Origin of the sequence: Pseudoalteromonas sp. 3D05 (genome assembly GCF_002723455.1) — a bacterium.
In the GTDB taxonomy this organism is placed as follows: Bacteria; Pseudomonadota; Gammaproteobacteria; order Enterobacterales; family Alteromonadaceae; genus Pseudoalteromonas.
Genome location: NZ_PDUS01000033.1, coordinates 1 through 22885 on the forward strand (window position 1 = coordinate 1; position 22885 = coordinate 22885).

Annotated in this window: 19 protein-coding genes; 5 read left to right on the forward strand and 14 right to left on the reverse strand. The window is 41.2% G+C overall.

The window, feature by feature from the left end; genetic code table 11:
- Positions 1 to 218: 218 nt before the first annotated feature.
- Positions 219 to 1076 carry a tetratricopeptide repeat protein gene (locus tag CSC79_RS19485; RefSeq protein ID WP_099297758.1) on the reverse strand — a complete coding sequence of 286 codons (858 nt, stop codon included), beginning with the start codon at positions 1074 to 1076 and terminating at the stop codon, positions 219 to 221.
- 85 nt (positions 1077 to 1161) lie between these two features.
- On the opposite strand from CSC79_RS19485, the gene CSC79_RS19490 reads away from it, so the two are divergent.
- A complete protein-coding gene (locus CSC79_RS19490; protein ID WP_099297760.1) occupies positions 1162 to 2472 on the forward strand; it encodes an amidohydrolase in 1311 nt (436 codons plus the stop codon).
- A 13-nt stretch (positions 2473 to 2485) separates the two neighbouring features.
- Here the strand turns inward: CSC79_RS19490 and CSC79_RS19495 are convergent, their stop codons facing one another.
- The 3 genes from CSC79_RS19495 to pomA all read right to left on the reverse strand — a co-directional run bounded on the left by CSC79_RS19495 (position 2486) and on the right by pomA (position 6205).
- Entirely contained in the window at positions 2486 to 4396 is a 1911-nt protein-coding gene (locus CSC79_RS19495; RefSeq protein ID WP_099297762.1) for a DNA topoisomerase III, read from the reverse strand.
- 118 nt (positions 4397 to 4514) lie between these two features.
- Positions 4515 to 5435: a flagellar motor protein MotB gene (locus CSC79_RS19500; RefSeq protein ID WP_099297764.1), complete on the reverse strand. Its 921-nt coding sequence runs from the start codon at positions 5433 to 5435 to the stop codon at positions 4515 to 4517.
- Between the two features lie 2 nt (positions 5436 to 5437).
- Positions 5438 to 6205, reverse strand: coding sequence for a flagellar motor protein PomA (pomA, locus tag CSC79_RS19505; RefSeq protein ID WP_099297766.1), 768 nt, complete (start codon positions 6203 to 6205; stop codon positions 5438 to 5440).
- A 300-nt stretch (positions 6206 to 6505) separates the two neighbouring features.
- On the opposite strand from pomA, the gene xseB reads away from it, so the two are divergent.
- The 4 genes from xseB to CSC79_RS19525 all read left to right on the forward strand — a co-directional run bounded on the left by xseB (position 6506) and on the right by CSC79_RS19525 (position 12121).
- Complete coding sequence (gene xseB / locus CSC79_RS19510; RefSeq protein ID WP_099297768.1) at positions 6506 to 6748, forward strand: exodeoxyribonuclease VII small subunit; 243 nt, start codon at positions 6506 to 6508, stop codon at positions 6746 to 6748.
- 3 nt (positions 6749 to 6751) lie between these two features.
- Positions 6752 to 7639, forward strand: coding sequence for a (2E,6E)-farnesyl diphosphate synthase (ispA, locus tag CSC79_RS19515; protein ID WP_099297770.1), 888 nt, complete (start codon positions 6752 to 6754; stop codon positions 7637 to 7639).
- 103 nt (positions 7640 to 7742) lie between these two features.
- Positions 7743 to 9608: a 1-deoxy-D-xylulose-5-phosphate synthase gene (gene dxs / locus CSC79_RS19520; protein ID WP_099297772.1), complete on the forward strand. Its 1866-nt coding sequence runs from the start codon at positions 7743 to 7745 to the stop codon at positions 9606 to 9608.
- Positions 9609 to 10000: 392 nt separating this feature from the next.
- Complete coding sequence (locus tag CSC79_RS19525) at positions 10001 to 12121, forward strand: hypothetical protein (RefSeq protein ID WP_143483846.1); 2121 nt, start codon at positions 10001 to 10003, stop codon at positions 12119 to 12121.
- Between the two features lie 93 nt (positions 12122 to 12214).
- On the opposite strand, the gene CSC79_RS19530 is transcribed toward CSC79_RS19525, so the two are convergent.
- From CSC79_RS19530 to glyA, 10 genes are all read right to left on the reverse strand, one after another.
- Entirely contained in the window at positions 12215 to 15301 is a 3087-nt protein-coding gene (locus CSC79_RS19530) for a ligand-binding sensor domain-containing diguanylate cyclase (RefSeq protein WP_099297788.1), read from the reverse strand.
- Positions 15302 to 15330: 29 nt separating this feature from the next.
- Entirely contained in the window at positions 15331 to 15816 is a 486-nt protein-coding gene (locus tag CSC79_RS19535) for a phosphatidylglycerophosphatase A (protein WP_099297776.1), read from the reverse strand.
- The gene (gene thiL / locus CSC79_RS19540) at positions 15813 to 16787 is read right to left on the reverse strand and encodes a thiamine-phosphate kinase (RefSeq protein WP_099297778.1); all 975 of its coding nucleotides are present in this window, start codon (positions 16785 to 16787) and stop codon (positions 15813 to 15815) included. Before thiL ends, CSC79_RS19535 begins: the two co-directional genes overlap by 4 nt.
- A gap of 44 nt (positions 16788 to 16831) precedes the next feature.
- The gene (gene nusB, locus CSC79_RS19545; protein ID WP_058561963.1) at positions 16832 to 17242 is read right to left on the reverse strand and encodes a transcription antitermination factor NusB; all 411 of its coding nucleotides are present in this window, start codon (positions 17240 to 17242) and stop codon (positions 16832 to 16834) included.
- A gap of 15 nt (positions 17243 to 17257) precedes the next feature.
- A complete protein-coding gene (ribE, locus tag CSC79_RS19550) occupies positions 17258 to 17722 on the reverse strand; it encodes a 6,7-dimethyl-8-ribityllumazine synthase (RefSeq protein WP_008110216.1) in 465 nt (154 codons plus the stop codon).
- Positions 17723 to 17803: 81 nt separating this feature from the next.
- Positions 17804 to 18916, reverse strand: a complete 1113-nt coding sequence (ribBA, locus tag CSC79_RS19555) for a bifunctional 3,4-dihydroxy-2-butanone-4-phosphate synthase/GTP cyclohydrolase II (RefSeq protein ID WP_099297780.1) — start codon at positions 18914 to 18916, stop codon at positions 17804 to 17806.
- A gap of 27 nt (positions 18917 to 18943) precedes the next feature.
- A complete protein-coding gene (locus CSC79_RS19560; RefSeq protein ID WP_099297782.1) occupies positions 18944 to 19597 on the reverse strand; it encodes a riboflavin synthase in 654 nt (217 codons plus the stop codon).
- Positions 19598 to 19619: 22 nt separating this feature from the next.
- Complete coding sequence (gene ribD, locus CSC79_RS19565; protein WP_099297784.1) at positions 19620 to 20753, reverse strand: bifunctional diaminohydroxyphosphoribosylaminopyrimidine deaminase/5-amino-6-(5-phosphoribosylamino)uracil reductase RibD; 1134 nt, start codon at positions 20751 to 20753, stop codon at positions 19620 to 19622.
- A 1-nt stretch (position 20754) separates the two neighbouring features.
- On the reverse strand, positions 20755 to 21204 hold the full coding sequence (gene nrdR, locus CSC79_RS19570; RefSeq protein ID WP_058561959.1) for a transcriptional regulator NrdR: 450 nt from the start codon (positions 21202 to 21204) through the stop codon (positions 20755 to 20757).
- A gap of 95 nt (positions 21205 to 21299) precedes the next feature.
- On the reverse strand, positions 21300 to 22556 hold the full coding sequence (glyA, locus tag CSC79_RS19575; protein WP_099297786.1) for a serine hydroxymethyltransferase: 1257 nt from the start codon (positions 22554 to 22556) through the stop codon (positions 21300 to 21302).
- Positions 22557 to 22885: the final 329 nt, after the last annotated feature.

Here is a 22885-nt window from a genome sequence, read left to right on the forward strand (position 1 = left end):
AATTATACGCAAGCGTTTTTCATCAGAAACTTTAAAAAAGAGCCCGTTAGTTTAAAAAACAAACTAAAACATCTAAAAGACGCTATTTAGTGACTAAATTATCAGCAATTTCTCTCGAGAGGAATTTAAGTATTGTCTAATTTTTGTATTTATCAAGTTTTAGATATAAAAAAGCGCCATTAATTAACAGCGCTTGAGCTTATAATCTATAAAATTGATTAATACAGGATGCTGTAGAGCTTTCTTCTATATTTAGATGCTAAGCTATCGCCATCAGGTAATGATGCTATAACTTCAAGAAATGTTGACTTGGCATCTGCAAAGTTTAAATCTTTCTTTAAAATGCTAAACAATGTTTCTAATGCTTCTTCTTTTCGACCTGCGGTATTAAGTGCAGCAGCTAACTCTAGCTTAATATCTAAATCATTCGGATATTGCTCTGCTTTTAACTGCAATGCTTTTATCTCTGGTGAATCTGTCGCTTCAAGAGCTTGTTCGCACTTAGCACGAATATTTGTGTAATACGCATCACGCTCACCTTCTTCAACTGTATCAAGCAGTGCTTGCGCATCATCTAATTTATGAATTTGAATACAAATATCTGCTAGCACTAATTTAATGCGTGCATTAGTGGTATCTAGTTCGTAAGCCTGCTTCGCATAATTAAATGCACTATTTAAGTCTTTTGCAACGAGAGCCTGCTTTGCTTGCTCTAATAACAACTCATGTTGTGCCGGTAAGTGCTTTGATAAAACATCTCTAACTTGTTGCTCTGTTTGCGCACCAGGCAACATATCTACCGGGGCCGAGTCTTTTAAAAACACTAGTGTTGGTAGTGTTTGCAAACCAATTTGCTGTGCTAGTTGCGCAGCCAACTGTTGCTCTACATCGCAATCAAGTGTCGCGACAAGTAAATGCTCAGGATATTCACTTGCAATTTTATCTAGGATAGCAGCTTGCGATTGACACTCAGGGCTTTGTGCAGAATAGAAACTAAGCAACACAAGTTTCTCTTGTGAGGTTTCACCTAATACTTGCTGAAGGTTTTGTGGATTAACATTTACCATATTATTCATTGCGATTAATTGCCATATCAGACTATTTAGGGTTTTATATGGTGTCGATAACAATAATTACAAGCCACCAGCCAAAAGGTCTTTTATGAAATTTCACAAAATATATGCAGCCTTACTTTTTATTAGCCCGCTCACCAGTGCTACACCCTTAGATCTCAATCTCGATAAAGCCATGCCTGCTATCGAAAAGTTGTATTTAGATTTACATCAATCTCCCGAACTTTCATATCGAGAACAAAAAACAGGTCAAAAAATTGCGCGGCAATTAAAGCAAATTGGATTCGAAGTTACTGATAATTTAGGTGGATTTGGTGTAGTTGGTCTTTATAAAAATGGTGATGGCCCAACAGTGATGATCCGCACTGATACCGATGGCCTTCCTATAACAGAACAAACGGGTAAGCCATATGCATCAAAAGTTACAGTGGTGAATGACGATGGCGCGAATGTGGGTGTTATGCATGGCTGTGGCCATGATATTCATATGAGTTCATTTATTGGTACAGCACAACAACTTGTTAAGCATAAAGATTCGTGGCAAGGAACATTAATGATGGTCGCGCAACCCGCTGAAGAAGTCGGTGGCGGTGCAAAAGCAATGCTAAAAGAAGGTTTATTCTCTAAGTTCCCGACACCTGATCACGTGATAGCATTACATGTTAGCGCGAGTGTTCCCGCTGGTAAAGTGAGTATGAAAAACGAATACACGATGGCCAGTGTTGACTCTGTTGATATCACAGTAAAGGGTAAAGGCGGACACGGTGCTTACCCACACACAACTATTGACCCTGTTGTTATCGCATCGCGGATTGTATTAGCACTGCAGACTATTACTAGCCGGGAACTTTCCCCGCTAGAGCCTTCAGTTATAACAGTTGGTTCTATTCATGGAGGTTCGAAGCACAATGTAATCTCTGACGCAGTAAAACTACAACTTACATTACGCAGTTATAATCCGGACGTACGTTTACAGCAAATTGCCGCTATTAAAAGAATTTCACAAGGAATTGCTTTAAGCGCAGGCTTGGACAAGTCGCTTATGCCAGAAGTATATGTACATGAAGATGAGTCAATTCCATCAACATATAATAACCCTGACCAAACAAATATTGTACGCAGTGCTATTAGCTCGGCCATTGGAGAAGATAACGTGCTAGAAACGCAAGCCGTTATGGCTGGCGAGGACTTTGGTTTATATGGCCGAACCGAACAAAACATTCCTATTACTTTATTTTGGCTTGGTGGTGTAGAGCAATCTCAATATAGTGCAGCACAGGAATCAGGGCAAACTCTACCGTCATTGCACTCGAGTAAATTCGCCCCAGATTACAAAGTCGCCTTACCCACAGGTATTAAAGCGATGAGTAATGCAGCCGTTGCGCTGTTTAATAACTAAATCGACTTTGTAACTAGGCCGACTTTGCTTTTGGTTTAGCCTTTCTTTTAAAACGTCGCTTTTGCGGCGTTTTTGGTAATTGCGCAAAAACTTGGCTATTACATTGCCCTGCTTGTCCGATGAAATGTGATAAATCGTTTAATAACGGAGTTAAAAACTGTTGGTAGCTCATACGCTGCTCTGCAATATCCCCTAATGAGGCTTCCCATTTTGCCGTTAAATCTGGGCTTGCTAAACCTTCAGGTAATACTCCTATAAGTGCTTTTCCTGTTTCAGTGGCTAAAATGGTTTTACCTTGGCGTTGTAAAAATCGGCGCTTGAATAATAACTCTAAAATACCTGCACGCGTTGCTTCTGTGCCTAAGCCATCAGTATCTTTGAGAATTCTTTTAATATCTGGGTTTTTCACATAACGACTTATTCCCGTCATGGCACTCAACAAGGTTGCATCCGTAAAATGTGCAGGCGGAGTCGTCATTTTATCAACCACTTCGCCATGGGAACACTCAAGCACTTGCCCCTTAACTAACGGCGGTAAAGTTTGCTGATCTTTTAGCTCTGATTTACCCATTAGTACTTTAAAACCTAAGCTGATCTCTTGTTTTGCATTCGCTTTAAATAAACCACCAGCAATGGTTACCTCAACCTTTGTTTCATTAAATATATAGTCAGGATAGAACTGAATGAGGTAATGCCGACATACTAGGCTATAGACCTTTGCTTCGTCTGAATTTAAGCTTACCGACTTTAATTGTTTAGCAGTAGGAATGATAGCGTGATGCGCAGCTACCTTTGCATCATTAAAGCATTTACTACGCTTACTGGTATCGGCCTGACTACAGTGAATTGCACTTTGCCCCCCATTGCTAGCAATCGCTTTTACAATGCTTGCAGCTTCCCGGTGGTGATCTTTTGGTAGATAACGATTATCTGAGCGCGGATATGTGATGAGCTTATGGCGTTCATACAAAGTTTGGCAAATATCTAACACTTTTTGAGCTGGCATCGTAAACGCTTTCGCTGCATCTATTTGCAGGGCTGATAAATTATACGGTAAAGGGGCTTGCTGTTTTTTCTGCTTTTGCTCAAGTGCCGTAACTTCGCCTTTTTGTCCTACTATTCTTGATACGACATTCTCTGCAAGACCTCGATGTAGTACTCGCCCTTCTTCATCTTGATAAGGCTCACATGCCTTGCTTGGTTGCCACTTAGCGGTGAAACTTTGTTGCTCCCCCGTATTTAAATGAGCAAACACTTCATAAAATGGTTTTGCTACAAAATTAGCAATTTCATTATCACGATTTACTACCAACCCTAAAATAGGTGTTTGTACGCGCCCAACAGAAAGCACATTACCAAACCCTGCTTTTTGCCCAGCTAAGGTATATGCACGGGTTAAGTTCATACCAAATAACCAATCGGCGCGAGAGCGCGCCAATGCAGAAACACTCAATGGAATAAAGTCACGATTACTGCGAATACTTGCCAACGCTTTCTTTACTGCACTAATATTTAAATCGCTGATTAATAAACGTTGAATTTGTTGTTTTTTGGCTTGGCTAAGTTTTACTTGCTCAATCACCTCATCAACAAGTAACTGCCCTTCTCTATCGGGATCACCAGCATGAATTAATTGATCAGCTTGTTTGATTAACTTTTTAAGTATCGTAAGTTGTTTGCGGGTTTTTGGTTTAGCTTTTAATTGCCATTGTTCAGGCACTATGGGTAAATCATCAAAGCGCCATTTTTTATACTGCTCGTTATAGTCGTCAGGTTCAGCTTGTTCGAGCAAATGACCAATGCACCACGAAACGCAATCACCATTTGCTACCTCAATGTAACCATCATGCTTTTTATGGGGTTTAGGAAGTGCATCAGCGATAGCACGACCCAATGATGGTTTTTCTGCGATATACAGTTTCACAACGAGCTCCAACACTGTTCATATAAACAGTACTTTAGCACACTATATTATCGATTACATAAATTTAAGCACAACAAAACCTTTCACACTTAAAATTTATACCATTCGACTCAATACATTACCTTACTTCTATAGGATCAGACTCTTTTGCCTTGCCTTGCATAATTGAAATTTCAACGCGTCTGTTTCTGCGTCTGTCGGTATCTGTTTCATTAGGAACCAATGGACGTGTTTCAGCATGACCAACAACGACCATCCTGGTTTTATCAAAACCCTGAGCTTTTTGCATTTCTGTTGCAACTGCAACAGCACGCTTAGATGACAGATCCCAGTTATTTGTATACAGCTCATTTGACACCTGGAAGTCATCGGTATGGCCTGACACCGTAATTTCACCCGGTACGTCTTTTAATAAAGTCGCTATATCTTGAATAATAGGTTTAAAACGGGGCTGTAAAAATGCACTGCCTGATGGGAACGAACCATTCTCTCGGATACGAATAATTATTTGTTGCCCTAATGACTCTAGCTCAACTGCGCCATCCATAATTTGTTGCTCTAACTGTTGCGCAATCTTCTTAACGAGCTCATTAACTTGCTCTTGATCTGCAGACGATGTGGATTGTTCAGAAGCTTGTTGTTGAGCAGTGCTTTGCGACTCACCACCACGTTTATTACCACGTTGTTCTTGACGCCCCCCGGCCGAGCTTTCATCCCCAGCTTGAAACTCAAGCATTTGTTGAGTCATCTCAACTGTTTGCTGTTGAATGGTTTCAATGGGTGTGGGTTCAGGTTTACCTGGGGTAAATTCCATTGCTATGACAGAGGTTCCTTTTGGTATATCTTTTACCTCAATCTTATTTTGCACACCAAAAGCAAATTTCATTGAGCCCGCAATCTGTTTAAATTTAAGCACATCCATTTCTGAAAATGCGAGCAAGAGTACAAAAAAGCACATTAACAATGACATTAAATCAGCGAAGGTCCCCATCCAAGCTGGCAATCCTGGGGGGGGACATTTGCACTCTTCATCAGACATGCTTACTCCTCAGTGTCCACATTACGCTTAGATTCAGCGAGGTAATTCTTTAAAATCCCTTCAATAACTTTTGGATTTTGGCCATCTTGGATACCTAAAACAGCATCCAAAATCAAACGTTGGTTCATTGCCTCTTCTTCTTTACGAAGCTCTAATTTAACCTGAATAGGGATCGCGATAACGTTTGCTAAAAAGGCACCATATAAGGTAGTTAATAACGCAACCGCCATTGCTGGGCCGATTGCTTTTGGATCATCCATATTTGATAACATTGCAACCAAACCAATCAACGTACCGATCATGCCCATAGCAGGTGCGATATCAGCAAGCGCTTTAAATAGCCCTGCCCCTGATTCATGACGTGTTGAAGTAAGCGAGATGTCTTTTTGGAGCGTTGCGCGAACAACATCAGCATCATGTCCGTCTACAAGCATATCAACGCCTTTTCGCATAAAGCCGTTGGGAATTTCGGCCTCTTCGAGAGCCAAGAATCCTCCTTTACGAGCAGAATCAGCAAGCTCAACGGCCTTTTCAATCAGCTCTTCAGGCGATTCAATTTTAAACATAAATGCTTTAGCGCATACTTTACCAATACCTAAGAATTGGCCCATGGTGTAGTTGGATAGAACGATAAATATCGAGCCACCAAATACGATGACAACTGATGGCGTGTTGTAAAACATAGCCACTTCACCGTTACTACTTTGCACCATCGACATTACGATTAAGCCAATTGCCCCAAGAATACCTATAATGGTTGCTAAATCCACTTACCCCTCCAGAGGAATTGATACTTTGCTACTTTTAATAACAAACTTTTATTATTAACTGCTTATCGGCAATAGATTGAATTACTTAAATCATTTACGTGAATAAATGAGAATGACGTTGCCTTCTATACTGTTATTTTAATCTAACCACCTTAAGCTGCAAGGTTTAAGCATAGGCTCAGTCAAAATAAAAAAACAAATAACGCGTAAATAAATAAAAAAAATGCATCAGTCTTTGACCTAGTTTAGCATTCCCCCTAAAATTGGCCTCAATTTCATATCATCTAAGTTGAATCCACGATGGCGACTAAAAAACCTGAAAATTTGAGCTTTGAGCAAGCACTTGAAGAATTAACTGTAATCGTCACCGACATGGAACAAGGTGATTTATCTCTTGAGCAGTCTTTAAAGCAGTTCGAACGCGGCATTGCGCTAGCCAATGCATCTTCAAGTAAATTACAACAAGCAGAACAAAAAGTGGCAATTTTGATGGGCAATGACCCTCAGTCACCACTTACTGACTTTAAAAACGACTTGGATTAATCGGTGCATATTTTAGAGCAAATAAAAGTTGCACAACATGACGTTGAAGCCAAACTAGATAACTACTTTTCACTACCGCTTGATACTGAAGATAATATTAAAAAAGCAACACATTATGGGGTATTGAATGGCGGTAAGCGTATACGCCCCTTTCTGGTTTATGAAACGGGTAAAATGTTGGGCGCAGAAAAAAAAGATTTAGATGTGCTTGCTGCGGCAATAGAGTGTATACACAGCTATTCATTAGTGCATGACGATTTACCTGCGATGGATGATGACGATTTACGCCGAGGCCGGCCGACATGCCATATTGTGTACGGTGAAGCTCATGCAATTTTAGCTGGTGATGCACTGCAAACATTGGCCTTTGATTTAATCGCTAACCATACGTTTAACATACCAGCTTCTCAACAGCTTAAAATGATTGCTGCATTAAGCAAGGCGTCAGGTATTGAGGGTATGGTGGGAGGACAGGCGCTCGATATTGCTGCGACTGATGAAGCTATTTCATTACCAGCACTCGAACGCATTCATAAGCTTAAAACCGGTGCTTTGCTCAATTGCGCAATTACACTAGGGGCATTGTGTGCACCTAACACCAGTGACTATACGTTTTCACAGTTAAAAATTTTTGGTGAATCTATTGGCTTGGCATTTCAGGTACAGGACGATATTCTTGATGTAGAAGGCGATACCTTTATTCTTGGTAAGCCTCAAGGGTCAGATATAGCGGCGAATAAAGCCACATACCCTGCACTTCTTGGTCTTGATGGTGCAAAAGAGAAAGCTCAGTTGTTATTAGCAGATGCCCTTAATGCATTATCGAATATCGATGCCAATACTGAATCTCTTGCGCGCTTAGCAGCGTATATTGTTGAACGTGACCATTAATAAAACACAATGGCAAACGAATAAAGACATACAAAATAACTAAAAAATCAGAGCAACAATACGCTATAATAATCTCTGGTTAGCGAAGGATGTATTAAAAATCATGACACTTGATAGTAACAAGTATCCATTATTAGGTTTGGTTGAAGAGCCAGCCCAGCTGCGCGATCTAGCGCAAGAAAAACTGCCCGCATTTAGTGATGAGCTTAGAGATTATTTGCTTAATTCAGTTTCCCAAAGCAGTGGTCATCTGGCCTCTGGTCTAGGCACGGTTGAACTCACTGTTGCGTTGCATTATGTATATAATACACCAGAAGACCGCCTCGTTTGGGATGTAGGTCATCAAGCCTACCCTCATAAAATCCTAACGGGTCGTCGCGACCAAATGCATACCATTCGCCAAAAAGATGGCCTGCACCCTTTCCCTTATCGTGATGAAAGTGCTTACGATACATTTAGTGTTGGTCATTCAAGCACATCTATTTCAGCTGCCCTCGGTATGTCAATTGCCGCACAAAAAGAAGGCAAAAGCCGTAAAACAGTAGCCGTAATTGGTGACGGCGCAATTACTGCTGGTATGGCGTTTGAAGCAATGAACCATTTAGGTGATGTTAAATCAGACATGCTGATCATTTTAAACGACAATGAAATGTCTATTTCTGAAAATGTCGGTGCTTTAACCAATCACTTCGCACGAATTTTATCTGGCAGCTTTTATACCAATATTCGTGAAGGCAGCAAAAAACTACTTTCAGGTGTACCTCCGGTAAAAGAATTAGCCAGTCGCATGGAAGAGCATTTAAAAGGCATGGTGATCCCTGGTACTTTCTTTGAAGAATTAGGCCTTAATTATATCGGCCCTATTGATGGTCATGATGTAAATATGTTGGTAGACACGTTGCGCAATATGCGCAACTTAAAAGGTCCACAGCTGCTGCATATCAAAACACAAAAAGGGAAAGGCTATAAGCCCGCCGAGGCTGACCCTATTGGTTACCATGGCGTGCCTAAATTTGACCCTGCGGTGTCAAGCTTACCAAAGTCTAAACCTGGTGCTGCAACGTTTTCAAAAGTATTCGGTGATTGGCTGTGTGATATGGCAAGCCAAGATGACAAGCTAATGGCGATTACTCCAGCCATGCGTGAAGGCTCTGGTATGGTGCGCTTTTCAAAAGAACACCCAGAGCAATACTTTGATGTCGCTATTGCAGAGCAACACGCCGTTACTTTGGCGGCTGGCTTTGCATGTGAAGGCTTAAAACCCGTTGTTGCTATTTACTCGAGCTTTTTACAACGCGCGTACGACCAACTAATTCACGATGTTGCACTACAGAATTTACCGGTACTATTTGCCATTGACCGTGCAGGTATTGTTGGCGCGGATGGTGAAACCCATCAAGGTGCATACGATTTAAGCTTTATGCGTTGTATTCCAAATATGATCATTATGGCACCTAGCGATACCAATGAGTGTCGCCAAATGCTTTATACTGGTTATCAATGCAATCAGCCTGTTGCTGTGCGCTACCCTCGTGGCAGTGCCGGTAATAGCGAAATTAATGAGCAAATGACCGCCCTCGAAATCGGTAAAGGACGAGTTATTAAACACGGCAGCAAAATTGCAATATTATCTTTTGGGACGCTACTTGAAAACGCATTTTTAGCCGCTGATGAGTTAGGTGCAAGCTTAATAGATATGCGTTTTGTAAAGCCACTAGATACAGACTTAATCGATTCACTGCTTAGCGATCACGATAGCTTTATAACGCTTGAAGATAACGCCATTGTTGGTGGTGCTGGTTCTGCGGTTAATGAGTACTTAGCTACAGTGAAAGCAAAGGCAAACATTTTAAACCTAGGCATTCCAGATGAATTCATCAAACACGGAACACAACAGCAAATGCATGATGAAATGGGTTTAGGTGCTCAGGGTATACTCGACAGCATACAAAAATTTGTTACTGACTAGGGTCTGTTTACCTTTCAAGGTCAAATAAAAAAGGAGCAAATGCTCCTTTTTTTTATTTAAAATCATAACACTAAAAATAAAATCCGATTATTTTCTCTTATTTGCATCCAATTTTATTCCTTAAACGTTTACACACTGAGGTTAACTCGTGAGCAAAGTTTCACGCTTTTATATTATACCAATCGACTTTAATATTTAGCCTTTCTAGCGTGCTAAATAAAGCGCTAACGGCGTTTATCCGTCGCTATAAATGACTAATAACTTAACACGATTGTATAAGCTGTTTTAAGCAAACTCTTTGTATGTTCACATTTAATGGAATATTTAAGAAGGTACAAACTATGAAAACGTTCAACTCAGGCAACATTTCTCAATCTATTCAGTCTCGTTCAATGACAAGTAAAATATGCTTATCTGCGCTTAGTTTAGCAATTTTAATAGGTTTAACTGGTTGTGATGGCGATGATGGCAGCACCGGCCCTGCTGGTATGCAAGGTGAAATGGGCGCCCCAGGTGATAATGGTACAGATGGCGCTGATGGTAATGACGGTGCAAATGGTAATGACGGTGTAGATGGTGCTGATGGCACACCTGGCTTTAATGCCGCAACATTTATTTTAGCGAATAACGGCACTGACAATGCAGGCACCATTGATCTAATTGATCAAAATGCTGCAAAGTTAAAAACATTTAATAGTGGTGCAAATGAAGGTGTTGCAGTTGATAAGTTAGGCAACTTAATTCAAGCAAGTGACTTAGGCAATGGGGCTATCAGTACTATATGCCAAGTGCAAAGTCGTAATGACGGTGGTATGTTTAATACTGATCGTGACCGTACAATTACTGGTACTAATACTACCTTGGTAAACCCAAAAGGTATTCATGTTTCTCACAAACGAGGCTTGGTATTCATAGCCGACTTTAATGCAGTTCAAATCACTGTATTTGGCGCCACCGCCGCAGGTGATGCAACTCCTCTAGCCACGACAGTTACAGATGCAAAACCTTGGGATGTTACCTATGATGATGTAAACGATCGTTTATATGTGGCACTAACGAATGGTGATGTTGCAGTATATGACAGCTACGTCGATGGCGGATTCGTGGCAATGCCGACACGCACAATCACACCAAGTAACGATGCGGGCGAAAAGATTTCAGTAAATATTCATGGCATAGCTTATGATGCCAAAACTAATAAATTAGTGCTTTCAGATGTAGGTAGCGCCAGTGATGCTACAGACGGCTCACTCTTTGTGATCAACAATGCTTCGCTTGCAGATGGCAATACCAGTGTTGCTCGTAGCATCGCAGGGCCCGCAAGTATGCTTGGTAACCCAGTAGATATAAGCTTAACGGGCAGTGATTTACGTGTCGCAGAAAAATCAAACGATGCGGTATTGGTATTTAGTAATATTTTTTCAGGTGAAAGTGGTGATATTAGCCCTGATAGCGTAACGCAGACTATTAAACCAGAATCTATAACCGAAACTGTAATGCATAGTGATATGGCGGATATATCAGACAGCTATATGGTTAATGTGCCATTGATGGGTGTTGCAGTAAGTAGCAACCCCGGTGTTGAGGGTCCTACAACAGGACATATTTCACGCCTTAATACACCACTCACAAGTGAGTTTGGCAGTTATAATGCGAGCCAAGCAATCGAAAGTGTTACCTTTGATAAAGCAGGTAACAGCTATACAACGTTTGATAACAGCACCACTTCTACTGGTGGGATAGTGATTTCTAATAAGGTGGCTGTGCATCGTGATGGTGAGGTTTTTTCACTAAGCCAAGATTCGATTATCAGTGGTGATAATACCGGCCTTATCTCACCAAAAGGCTTGGATGTAGCATCAGACAGCGGCTTAGTTTTTGTTGCTGAGAATAATGCAACAACGCCAGGAATTTTAGTGTTTTCAAGCTGTACAACTGGGGACGCTTCACCACTGATTACACTCACACCAAGTAATAATGCCCGTCCTTGGGATGTCGACTACGATGTTGCTACAGACCGCGCATTTGTTGCATTAACCAATGGTACGATTGCCGTTTTTGATGAAGTAAAAACTAAATTGATGGCGGGTATGAGTTCAATTACAGGTGAAGACCGCCTTATTACCCCAGCAACTGGGGGCGCCGCATTTCCTGCACCAACCAACATCCATGGTATCGACTACGATCCACTCAGTGATTCGCTAATCGTCTCCGATGTTGGCAGTGCCGCAGACGCAACTGATGGTAAATTGTACGTATTAAGTAATGTAGGAATGAGCTCTGGTTTGAATAATGTCAGTGTTAATATTGCAGGGCCTGCCACCATGCTTGGTAACCCAGTGGATATTATGTTTACTGGTAATCACCTCTATGTGGCCGAGAAATCAAATGGTTTAGTAATGCGCTATGACAATATTTTAACTAGCTCAAGTGGAGATATAGCTGCGAGTTTGAGCTACTCATTCACAGCACCTGAATCAGTCGCTATTTTACCAACTTGGTTAAATCATTAACCTTCAAAGCAGTTTAATTAAACTGACTTTAGTTGGCCTCCCGATGCCTTAACGTCATACGTTAAGGCATTTTTATACGCCCGCATAAAACGACTAACGCATCCACACTTTAATATCTGCCAAACCATTGGCTTGTAATACGCTAAGCTGTTGTTCAACATTATTCGTTTGCTCAAATTCAAACGCATCCAGCTGTTCATCAAATGTAATATTTGCCACACCATCACCACCGCGCTTTTTAACTTGATGAAGTGCGATATCTGCTAGATTTACAGAGGTTTCCCATCCGATAACTTGCCCACCAAGCAGCGGTAAAGGGTAAAATGAGTAACCAATTGATGCTGTTAAATTAATGCTTTCACCACTTGGCAGCTTGAATGAATGTTCTGCGACAGCTTTGCAAAGATCTGAAACATATTTATCAATAGAGGTGCGCTTAAAATCACGTAGTAAAAGCAAGAACTCATCACCACTCCAGCGTGCGACATAATCTGACCCTTGAGTTCGTGAATTTAACAAAGCCGCCATTTGTTGTAAGCAGCTATCTCCACCGATAGGTCCAAAGGCGTCGTTGATCTTACTGAAACTATCGAAGTTGATCACCAATAAAACCAATGACTTTCCCTGTGCCTGTAAGGATTGCGAGTTGCGCTGGAAGTGCTCAATATCCTTTGGTAGTTGATCAAACAAAAAGCGACGACTTCTCAGGCCTGTTAGTTCATCAGAATGACTGACAAGTTTCAGTTGTGAGTTAACCTGATTTAACTTGTCGTTAGCTTGACGAAGCTCTCCAGTGCGCTCTGCAACTAAACTTTCTAAGGCCGCTTGCTTACGGCGCTCCTGTTTCCTGAAAACCCAAAAAACAAGATAGAAAAGTAAAATAATCGTACTGGTGATTAACAACCTGAAGTAAACCGTTTCATCAAATCGTTTAGGTACGATAAATGAATACTCGGCACTTTTTGCATTTTGCCAGCCCTCACCTTGTCGTTTTGCTTCAAGTTGAAACAAGAATAATCCTGGAGGTAAGTTAGTATATATCGCCTCACGACGAGAGTTTGCGTAGCGCCAATCATCATCTAATCCACTCAGTCGGTAGCGAAATTCAATACTGGTCGGGGCATAATAGTCTATTGCCGTGTATTTAAGTGTAAAGTCACGTTCGTCCGTATTAAATGTAGGATTATCTCCCAAAGAAGCAACAGACACTGAACGCATGCCCGTTGTTACACTTTCAACTTTAGGGCGTAACTGTTTCACTCCAAATAGCTCGATGTCTTTTGGAATTTCCACAACGCCTTGCAAACTTGGATACCACATAGAGTTGTTGTGTTCTGCCACAGCATCGTGACCAAGCCCTGTACAACATTGGCTCGCTTTACCATCTAGTTGTCGGTCAAAAGAAGAGATTACTTGCTCAACCTTTAAGCTTTCTATATCCGCGCTAAATTGCTCTACAGGCATTCGGTAAACACCTTTCATGGTACTGACCCAAATACGCTTTAATGACTCATCATAACGCAGGCTAAAGATAGATCCGTAAGGCAAACCATTTGATGCGTCTAGTTGACGCCACTGACCTTTGGTACTCCTATAGAATAGCCCATCATTTAATGAACCAATTAAAATAGCTCCACCATCCAGGTACAAAATGCTCGTAACATAAGCACTTTCTAATGACGTTTGATCACCCACTTTTTCAATGCCGCGGTCAGTAAAGTAATATGCACCTTTACTGGTACCAATCAGACCAAAATTTTGTTGCTCCAATACATAGGTAATAAATTTACTGCCTAAAAATGCGTTGTATGCAAACGGTGTTATCCCGCCATAACTTAAACGGTACATACCTCGGCCAGTACCCAGCCATAAGCCATCTTTACTTGAGTTGCTTATAGCAAATACAGGGTTATCTCTTAAAGCGCGTCCAGGTACTGTAAATAAGGTTTTATTTTCGTAAAAGTACACACCTCGACCTGTTGCAATATATAAACGACCACTATCAAAGTGTAAATCATTTACAACAGCTCGACCGTATTGGTTGCTCGGGATCTGATTGATGAAATTTTTGTTTAAATCGAAATACCCAACACCACTTCTATTAGCAACCCACAACTTACCGTCAGGCGCTTTGGTAATGGCCATAACAGCTTCCGTCATTTGGGAAATAGCTGAATGGCGCTCTATACGCCCTTCGTGAGCAAGCCACAACCCTTCGCTAAAGCTGGCTAACCAAATGTTATTATCGTTATCACGATACAAGTCAGCGAACCATATATTTTGATCTAGCTGGCTTGGCTCAACCCATTGCCAATCACCTGAATTATCTCTAACTAACAATCGCCCATAGGTAGAAACCCATAACGCACCATCGGAGTCGCTCATAAATTTATAAACGGCAGAGTTATTGGCATTAGGCAGTGGGAACGGACGAAGCTCATCATCTAAATCAAGAAAATATGCACCTAACTCAGAAGCAAGGTAGAGATTACCTTCAAGAAAGGTTAAGTCATGAATAATTGTTTGTGCGACACGCTCAGGTAACGATACTTTGGCGGTTAGTTCTAATCGTAACTTAGCAAAGTCAGATGAGGAGTTAGTCAAACGTAATAGCTGTCTTTCGTTAACAAGCCAAATGCCTTCAGGTGATAAAGCTAATTGACTTACCGTGCCTGTAATTTGTTTAACAGAACTGGCTTTCACAGTGTGATTTGGTATGTGGGTATTTAATTTGAGGTCTATTTGATTACGAGGAACAAAATATAACCCATTTGCTGCAATCCAAATGCTCCCGCGAGAATCTTCGATAACATCGCGAACAGGACCTTTGACTATGTACTCTTGAGCAGCCATCGTTTGTGGGTCAAGAACGACAACCCCTTTTTTTGTACCTACCCATAAATACCCCTCACTATCGATGATAAGTTTATTAATACCGTTACTCGGTAAAAAAGGGGTATTCAGCGTATTGTAATTTGTAAACGTATTACCATCAAAACGGCTAAGGCCAAACTGAGTACCTAACCACATATAACCTTGTTCATCTTGAACAACACTTTTTAGTGATTGCGAAGGTAGACCGTTCTTTATATTCCACTGCTTCACAACATAATCAGTAATTGACGCACTGCTTGGTAAACTGCAAAACAATAAAATATAAACCAATAAAAACCGCATCATAACGTCAATACCTCGTTGAAAAACTAAGGTTAAAAAGGTAAGTAACCCATTTTGAATAGAGCTTGCAAGCAAATTAGTGAGAATATTCCCGCTAAAACATCATCTGCCATAATCCCTATACCGCCATGCAGGCGCTTATCTAATATACGGATTGGGCCTGGTTTAGCAATATCAAAAAAGCGAAATAACAAGAATCCAACTAACAGTGATTGCCAGCTTAACGCCGCACCAATCATTGTTATATAAAAGCCTGCAACCTCATCCCACACAATTGCAGGATGATCATGTACACCCAAATCATCTGCAGTTTTACCACACGCCCAAATACCAAATATACTAATAACCACAGCAAATACTATTTGTAGCCAGAGTGGATAATGCAGCGTAATAAAAATAAATGGCAGGGCGGCAAATGTGCCAAAAGTGCCTGGTGCCTTTGGTGCTAAACCCAAACCAAAGCCCAAACCAAAAAATTGGTGTGGGCGCTTTAAGTTAAATTTTGAGGGGTTATTCAAACCGACTCCTTGGAGAAATGTTCAAAGCCAGTATCATTAAAATCGAGTTTTTCACCATTAAGCGAGAGCTCAATTTGTCCTTCACCACTTTTTATCTGACCGATACAGGTCGCTTCTACGCCATATTGGCGTAATTTAAGTTCTAACATACTCTTATTATCATCAGGCACTGTAAACAGTAATTCATAATCATCGCCATAATTGAGAATAAAAGGAAGCTGTTGAGATTTATCTAATGTGTCTTGCATTGCAACTGATGTTGGTACTTTCTCAACATGGATTTGAGCACCAACTTGCGACATAGCCAAAATATGACCTAGATCAGCGAGTAAACCATCTGAAACATCAATAGCAGACGATGCCAAACCTCTAAGCACTTGCCCTGCGGCAACCCGAGGAGCTGGGTAGTCAAAACGCTGATTCACATAGCGAAGATGCTCTGGAGCAATTTTAAATTCTTGCTTACGAGACTCAATAGCAAGACCCGCATCTCCTAAGGGCCCTGTAACGTAAATCCAATCACCTACTTTTGCACCGCCTCGTCGTAAAGCTTTGCCTTGCGGGACTGTGCCTTTTGCACAAATAGTGATTGTTAATGGACCCTGAGTTGTATCACCACCAATGATTTGCACATTATAGTACTCTGCGATTTCATGCATCCCCTCAGTGAACTCTTCAAGCCATTCAACATCAATATTAGGCAACGTTAGAGCAACTGAAACCCATGTAGGCTCAGCCCCCATTGCAGCTAAATCACTTAAATTTACAGCTAATACACGATGCCCTAGAGCACGAGGTGAAATATCATCAAAAAAATGGACGCCTGACACAAGCGTATCTGTAGTGACCGCCAACTGGCAGTTTTCTGGGACAGTTACTAAAGCACAATCATCACCAATGCCAAGGTTTACATCGCGGCGAGTCACTCCACGCCCCTTGAAGTAATGATTTATTAATTCAAATTCCTTCATACACAAAAAAGCCGGCCTATGCCGGCTCTCCTTTTGCAGTTGCGTTACTTACGTAAATGCTTAACTGCTTTATCAAGTACACCGTTTACAAATTTATGGCTATCTTCAGCGCCAAATATTTTAGCAAGCTCAATACCTTCATTGATTGCTACTTTGTAAGGAACGTCTTCACGGAATTTAAGCTCATAAGCGCTTAGACGTAAGATCGCCTTTTCAACCATATCTAACTCATCAAATGGACGAGTTAAATGAGGAGAGACAGCTTCGTCAAGTTGCGTTTTATTTACAGCAACACCACGAGCGAGATCTTTAAAATATTCAACGTCGATTTTAGTCACGTCGTTTTCGATCAACATTTGTTGTTCGATATCGGCAATTGCATTGCCACTTAGTTGCCAAGAATAAACGGCTTGAAGTGCTAAGATACGTGCTTTACGTCTTGCTGCTGGTTTCACAAAAATTCCTTAAACTTAAATTTTATCTAACACATTAACCATTTCAAGTGCACCTAAAGCAGCTTCGCCACCTTTGTTGCCCATCTTGGTGCCAGCGCGTTCAATCGCTTGCTCAATGCTTTCTGTGGTTAATACGCCAAATGCAACCGGGATATCATACTCAAGCGACACTTGCGCCAAGCCTTTATTTGATTCGCCAGCAACGAGATCAAAGTGTGGTGTACCACCTCTTATCACAACGCCTAAAGCGATGATTGCATCATACTCTTTCTTTGCCGCAACGCGTTTTGCTGCCAAAGGTAACTCAACCGCACCTGGTACATAAATAACAGTGATATCATCTTCAGATACACCACCAGTACGCTTTAGTTCATCAACAGCACCTGCTAAAAGGCTGCTACCAATAAAATCATTAAAGCGAGAAATGACAATGGCAAATTTCTTGCCCGGAGCGTATTTATTACCTTCGATAATTTTCATTCGATAACCCTAAAAATAAGTTTAAGCGATTGCGCAAAAATTGCTGCGCATCATACCATAAAAATAAAATAATAGCCTAGCTTATTGCGGCTCTACGTAGTCAACCACTTCAAGGTGAAAACCAGAAAGTGCGTGGTACTTTTTAGGTCGACTCATTAGGCGCATTTTCTCAATACCTAGATCCGCTAAAATTTGTGAGCCGACACCAACGGTGCGTGATGTACCTTGAAATTTACGATGACTCACGTTTTCGCCCGCATCCTCTGCTGCAAATGCTTTGACTGTTGCCTCTAACTCTTCTGTATGTTCTTGCTTGCCTAGGATAACGAGTGCACCTTGATGCTGTGCAATATACGCCATCGCGTCTGATAAACCCCAGCTTCTGTCAGCACTACGATCTGATAATAAAATATCGTTGAATGTGCTTTGTAAGTGAACACGAACTAATGTTGGCTCATCTGCTTTAATTTCACCATTTAATAATGCGTAATGCAGCTGCCCATCAATGGTGTCTTTATACGTTACTAGGTCAAACTCACCATGCTGAGTGGGTAACTTACACTTAGCAACCTGTTCAATAGTGGTTTCGTTTATGTTGCGATACTCTATTAAATCAGCAATGGTGCCAATTTTAATGCCATGTTCTTTAGCAAATATCTCTAAATCTGGGCGACGCGCCATAGTGCCATCGGCATTGAGTATTTCAACGATTACAGAAGACGGCTCAAGGCCCGCTAAACGTGCTAAATCACACCCTGCTTCAGTATGGCCTGCACGTGTTAGTACACCACCAGGCTGAGCCATAATTGGAAAAATATGCCCAGGCTGAACTATATCTGATGGTTCCGCGCCTTTTGCAATGGCAGCTTGTACTGTACGAGCGCGATCAGCGGCAGAAATACCCGTTGTCACGCCTTTTGATGCTTCAATAGACATCGTAAAATTCGTAGAAAATGCAGCACCGTTATTTTTTACCATTAACGGCAAATCAAGTTGCTCACAGCGTTCTTGCGTCATCGTTAAACAGATAAGGCCACGGCCATGAGTAGCCATAAAGTTAATTGCCTCAGCACTAATATGCTCAGCAGCAATAATTAAATCGCCTTCATTTTCTCTGTCTTCGTCATCCATTAAAATAACCATTTTACCGGCTTTAATGTCATCAATAATTTCTTGCGCGCTGTGTAAATTCATAGTCTACTCATAATTAATTTGTGGAGTTTATTTTATAAAACCAGCTTGAGCTAATAAGCTCATGGAAATATCTGAGCTTGCTGGTTGCTCTGCACCTTTGATCAAACGCTCAAGGTAGCGGGCTATTTGGTCAACTTCTAAGTTTACTGAAGTGCCAACTTTAAAGTCAGCAATCGTGGTTTGTTCTGATGTGTGAGGCACGATGGTGAGTTTGAATTTATTATCCTCAACCGCATTTACGGTTAAACTAATGCCATCCACACATACTGAACCTTTATATGGAATGTACTTCATCAACGCCGCATCGGTCGATAACCAATATTCTGTTGCGCGTGCGTTTGCGGTGATTGCAGTAATTGTTGCAATGCCATCAACATGACCTGACACTAAATGACCACCTAATCGCGATACAGGCTGCATTGCTTTTTCAAGGTTAACTTTTTGCCCTTGTTTGTAATGTGCGAACCCTGTCAAACCAATGGTCTCATTTGATAAATCGGCACTAAATCCATCATCATGTTTAGCAACAACAGTTAAGCAAACACCATTCGTGGCAATGCTATCACCTAGTTTTACATCTGCCATATTCAAATCGTGGCTTTGAATACGAATAGCCAAATCACCTTGAGTTTTGCGCAAATCACTTATAATGCCTGTTGCTTCAATAATACCAGTGAACATAAAGTTTACTCTCAAAAATAAATTAAGACGATTTGGTGGCCGTCACACTAGCGGTGATACGAATATCATCGCCAATTAGCGCACAGTCACTAATTGTTAGGTTAATAGTATCTTGCATACTGGTTAGAGTTGCAAAGTTTAGTAAGCTTTTTGCATCATTCCCTAATAGTTTAGGCGCAAAATACACTATAAATTCATCAATTAGATTTTGCTGGGTCATCTCGCCGGCCAATGTCGCGCCAGCTTCAAGCCATACTGTATTTATTTGTCTTTTAGCTAAAATTTGCAATGCAGCGAGTAAATCTACTTTTTGAGATTTTTCGGGCACTTCAATATGGGTAACGTAATGAGGCCATTGAATCGATTTATCAAGCTTAGTCGTAAGAATAATGATCTCACTTTCAATACTAAACAAAGCAAGATCAGGCGTTAAGCGGTTTTGAGAATCGACAATAACGCGTATTGGCTGGCGAAGTGGTAAATCTGTTGGTAACGCTTGAGGCAGTTCATTAATACGTACATTGAGCTTTGCATCATCAATGAGTACCGTATCTGCCCCCGTTAAAATGGCACAACTTTGCGCTCTGAATAACTGCACATCTTGGCGCGCTGGCGTGCCAGTAATCCATTTACTTTGGCCATTTTTTAGGGCTGTTTTACCATCCAAACTAGCGGCCATTTTACATGTCACAAAGGGCAAGCCCTGTTCCATACGCTTTAAAAACCCTCGGTTTAACAATCGTGCCTGTTGTTCAAGTAACCCTGAGGCAACTTCAATGCCGGCACTCGCTAATATGGCCAATCCCTTCCCGGCCACCTGAGGATTTGGGTCAACCATAGCTGCAATGACCTTACTGACGCCAACCTCTTTTAATGCTTGAGCGCAAGGCGGGGTTTTACCAAAGTGGCTACAGGGTTCAAGAGTCACATAGGCCGTTGCCCCTTTTGCTTTTTTACCAGCTATAGCAAGAGCGTTTACTTCAGCATGCCCTTGGCCTGCGATCTGATGAAACCCTTCCCCTATTACAACATTATCTTTAACCAACACACACCCTACATTAGGGTTTGGCGTTGTGGTAAATCGACCTAAACTAGCTAACTCTATCGCACGAGCCATATAGTGATGATCTTGCTCAGTGAACATTTGAGCGCTCATACTACTCCCCTAAGCGTGCTATTTCTTCACCAAACTCACGAATATCTTCAAATGAACGATACACCGAAGCAAACCGAACATAGGCCACTTTATCAAGCTTTTTTAATGACTCCATGATGCATTCGCCAACAAGGTGACTCGAAATCTCTCGCTCACCGGTTGCACGCAATTGAGATTTAATAATATTAACAACCTCATCAACTTGCTCGGTGCTTACTGGGCGTTTCTCTAAGGCACGGTGTAACCCGTTAAGGAGTTTATCTTCGTTGAAAGGTTCGCGACTGCCATCTTGTTTAATAACTCGCGGCATAACCAGCTCAGCACCTTCGAAAGTGGTAAAACGCTCATGGCATTCGTTACATTCACGACGGCGCCTTACTTGGTGACCACCACCAACTAAACGCGAATCAATCACTTTGGTATCTTTCTCAGAGCAAAAAGGGCAATGCATATAGTGTAAATTCCGTAACTAAAAACAAAAAGGCCGCTCTAGGGCGGCCTTTATGATAGCAAAAAACATTGCTGATGTTATCTAAATTCCTGTGATTAAGCGTACACAGGTAATTTTTTACAGATAGCTTGAACTTTCTCTTTTACTTGCGCTTGCACTGACTCATCATTAATGTTGTCTAGAACGTCACAAATCCAACCTGCAAGCTCTTTTGACTCAGCTTCTTTAAAGCCACGACGCGTGATTGCAGGTGAGCCAATACGTAAACCAGACGTAACAAACGGAGAACGTGGGTCATTTGGTACTGAGTTTTTGTTTACAGTGATATTTGCATTACCTAATGCTGCATCAGCATCTTTACCAGTAATGTCTTTATCGATTAGATCAAGTAAGAACAAGTGGTTTTCAGTTTTGTCAGAAACAATTTTGTAGCCGCGCTCTTGCATTACCGCAACCATTGCTTGTGCATTTTTAACAACTTGCGTTTGGTATTCTTTAAACTCAGGTTGTAGTGCTTCTTTAAATGCCACTGCTTTTGCAGCAATAATGTGACATAAAGGACCGCCTTGGCCACCTGGGAAAACAGCGCTGTTAAGTTTTTTGTAAATAGCTTCGTCGCCACATGCTGAGATAATTAAACCACCACGAGGGCCAGCAAGTGTTTTATGTGTTGTTGTAGTAACAACGTGAGCATGCTTTACAGGGCTTGGGTATACACCTGCTGCAATAAGACCTGCAACGTGAGCCATATCAACAAATAAGTATGCACCTACTTTATCTGCAATCTCACGGAATTTAGCCCAATCAACAATACCTGAGTATGCAGAGAAACCACCGATGATCATTTTTGGCTTGTGCTCAAGCGCTAAAGCTTCAACTTGTGCGTAATCAATTTCGCCTGTTACTTCATCAAGCCCGTATTGGATCGCATTATAAAGTTTACCAGAAAAGCTTACGTGAGAACCGTGAGTTAAGTGGCCGCCATGCGCTAAGCTCATACCTAGTACTGTATCACCCGCTTCTAAAAGCGCTAAAAATACAGCTGCGTTAGCTTGCGAACCAGCATGAGGCTGTACGTTTGCGTAATCAGAACCAAATAATTCGTTTGCACGGTCAATAGCAAGTTGCTCAACCACATCAACATGTTCACAACCACCGTAGTAACGCTTGCCCGGGTAGCCTTCTGCATATTTATTTGTAAGCTGTGAACCCTGCGCTTCTAATACGCGTGGGCTACAATAGTTTTCAGATGCAATTAACTCAATGTGCTCTTCTTGACGTGCAGTTTCTTTATTGATTGCTGCAAATAACTCTGGATCGAAATCCGAAATATTCATGCTACGTTCTAACATGGGGGCTCCTAGGGCAACGTGTATGGTATTTTGAAGGCTGAATTATACGCTGAAAACGTCAATTTGCCTATGCTCTTATGTTGAACATATTTAAACAGGGATTGAAATTAATTCACAGTGTTTTTGTAATGATATTTTTTTATAAAAGCATAAGTATTATTAATAAATATAATAGCTAAGCATTTACAATTATAATATACACAAACCACCTCAAGGTGCCTAATAGGCACTTACTCTCATCGTTGTTACTTTTTAACAGGGATGGCCATTCTGTAGAGTAACGCCTTGATATTAAGCCCCTGTGAAACGCTGAATTCTGCATTTTGAGG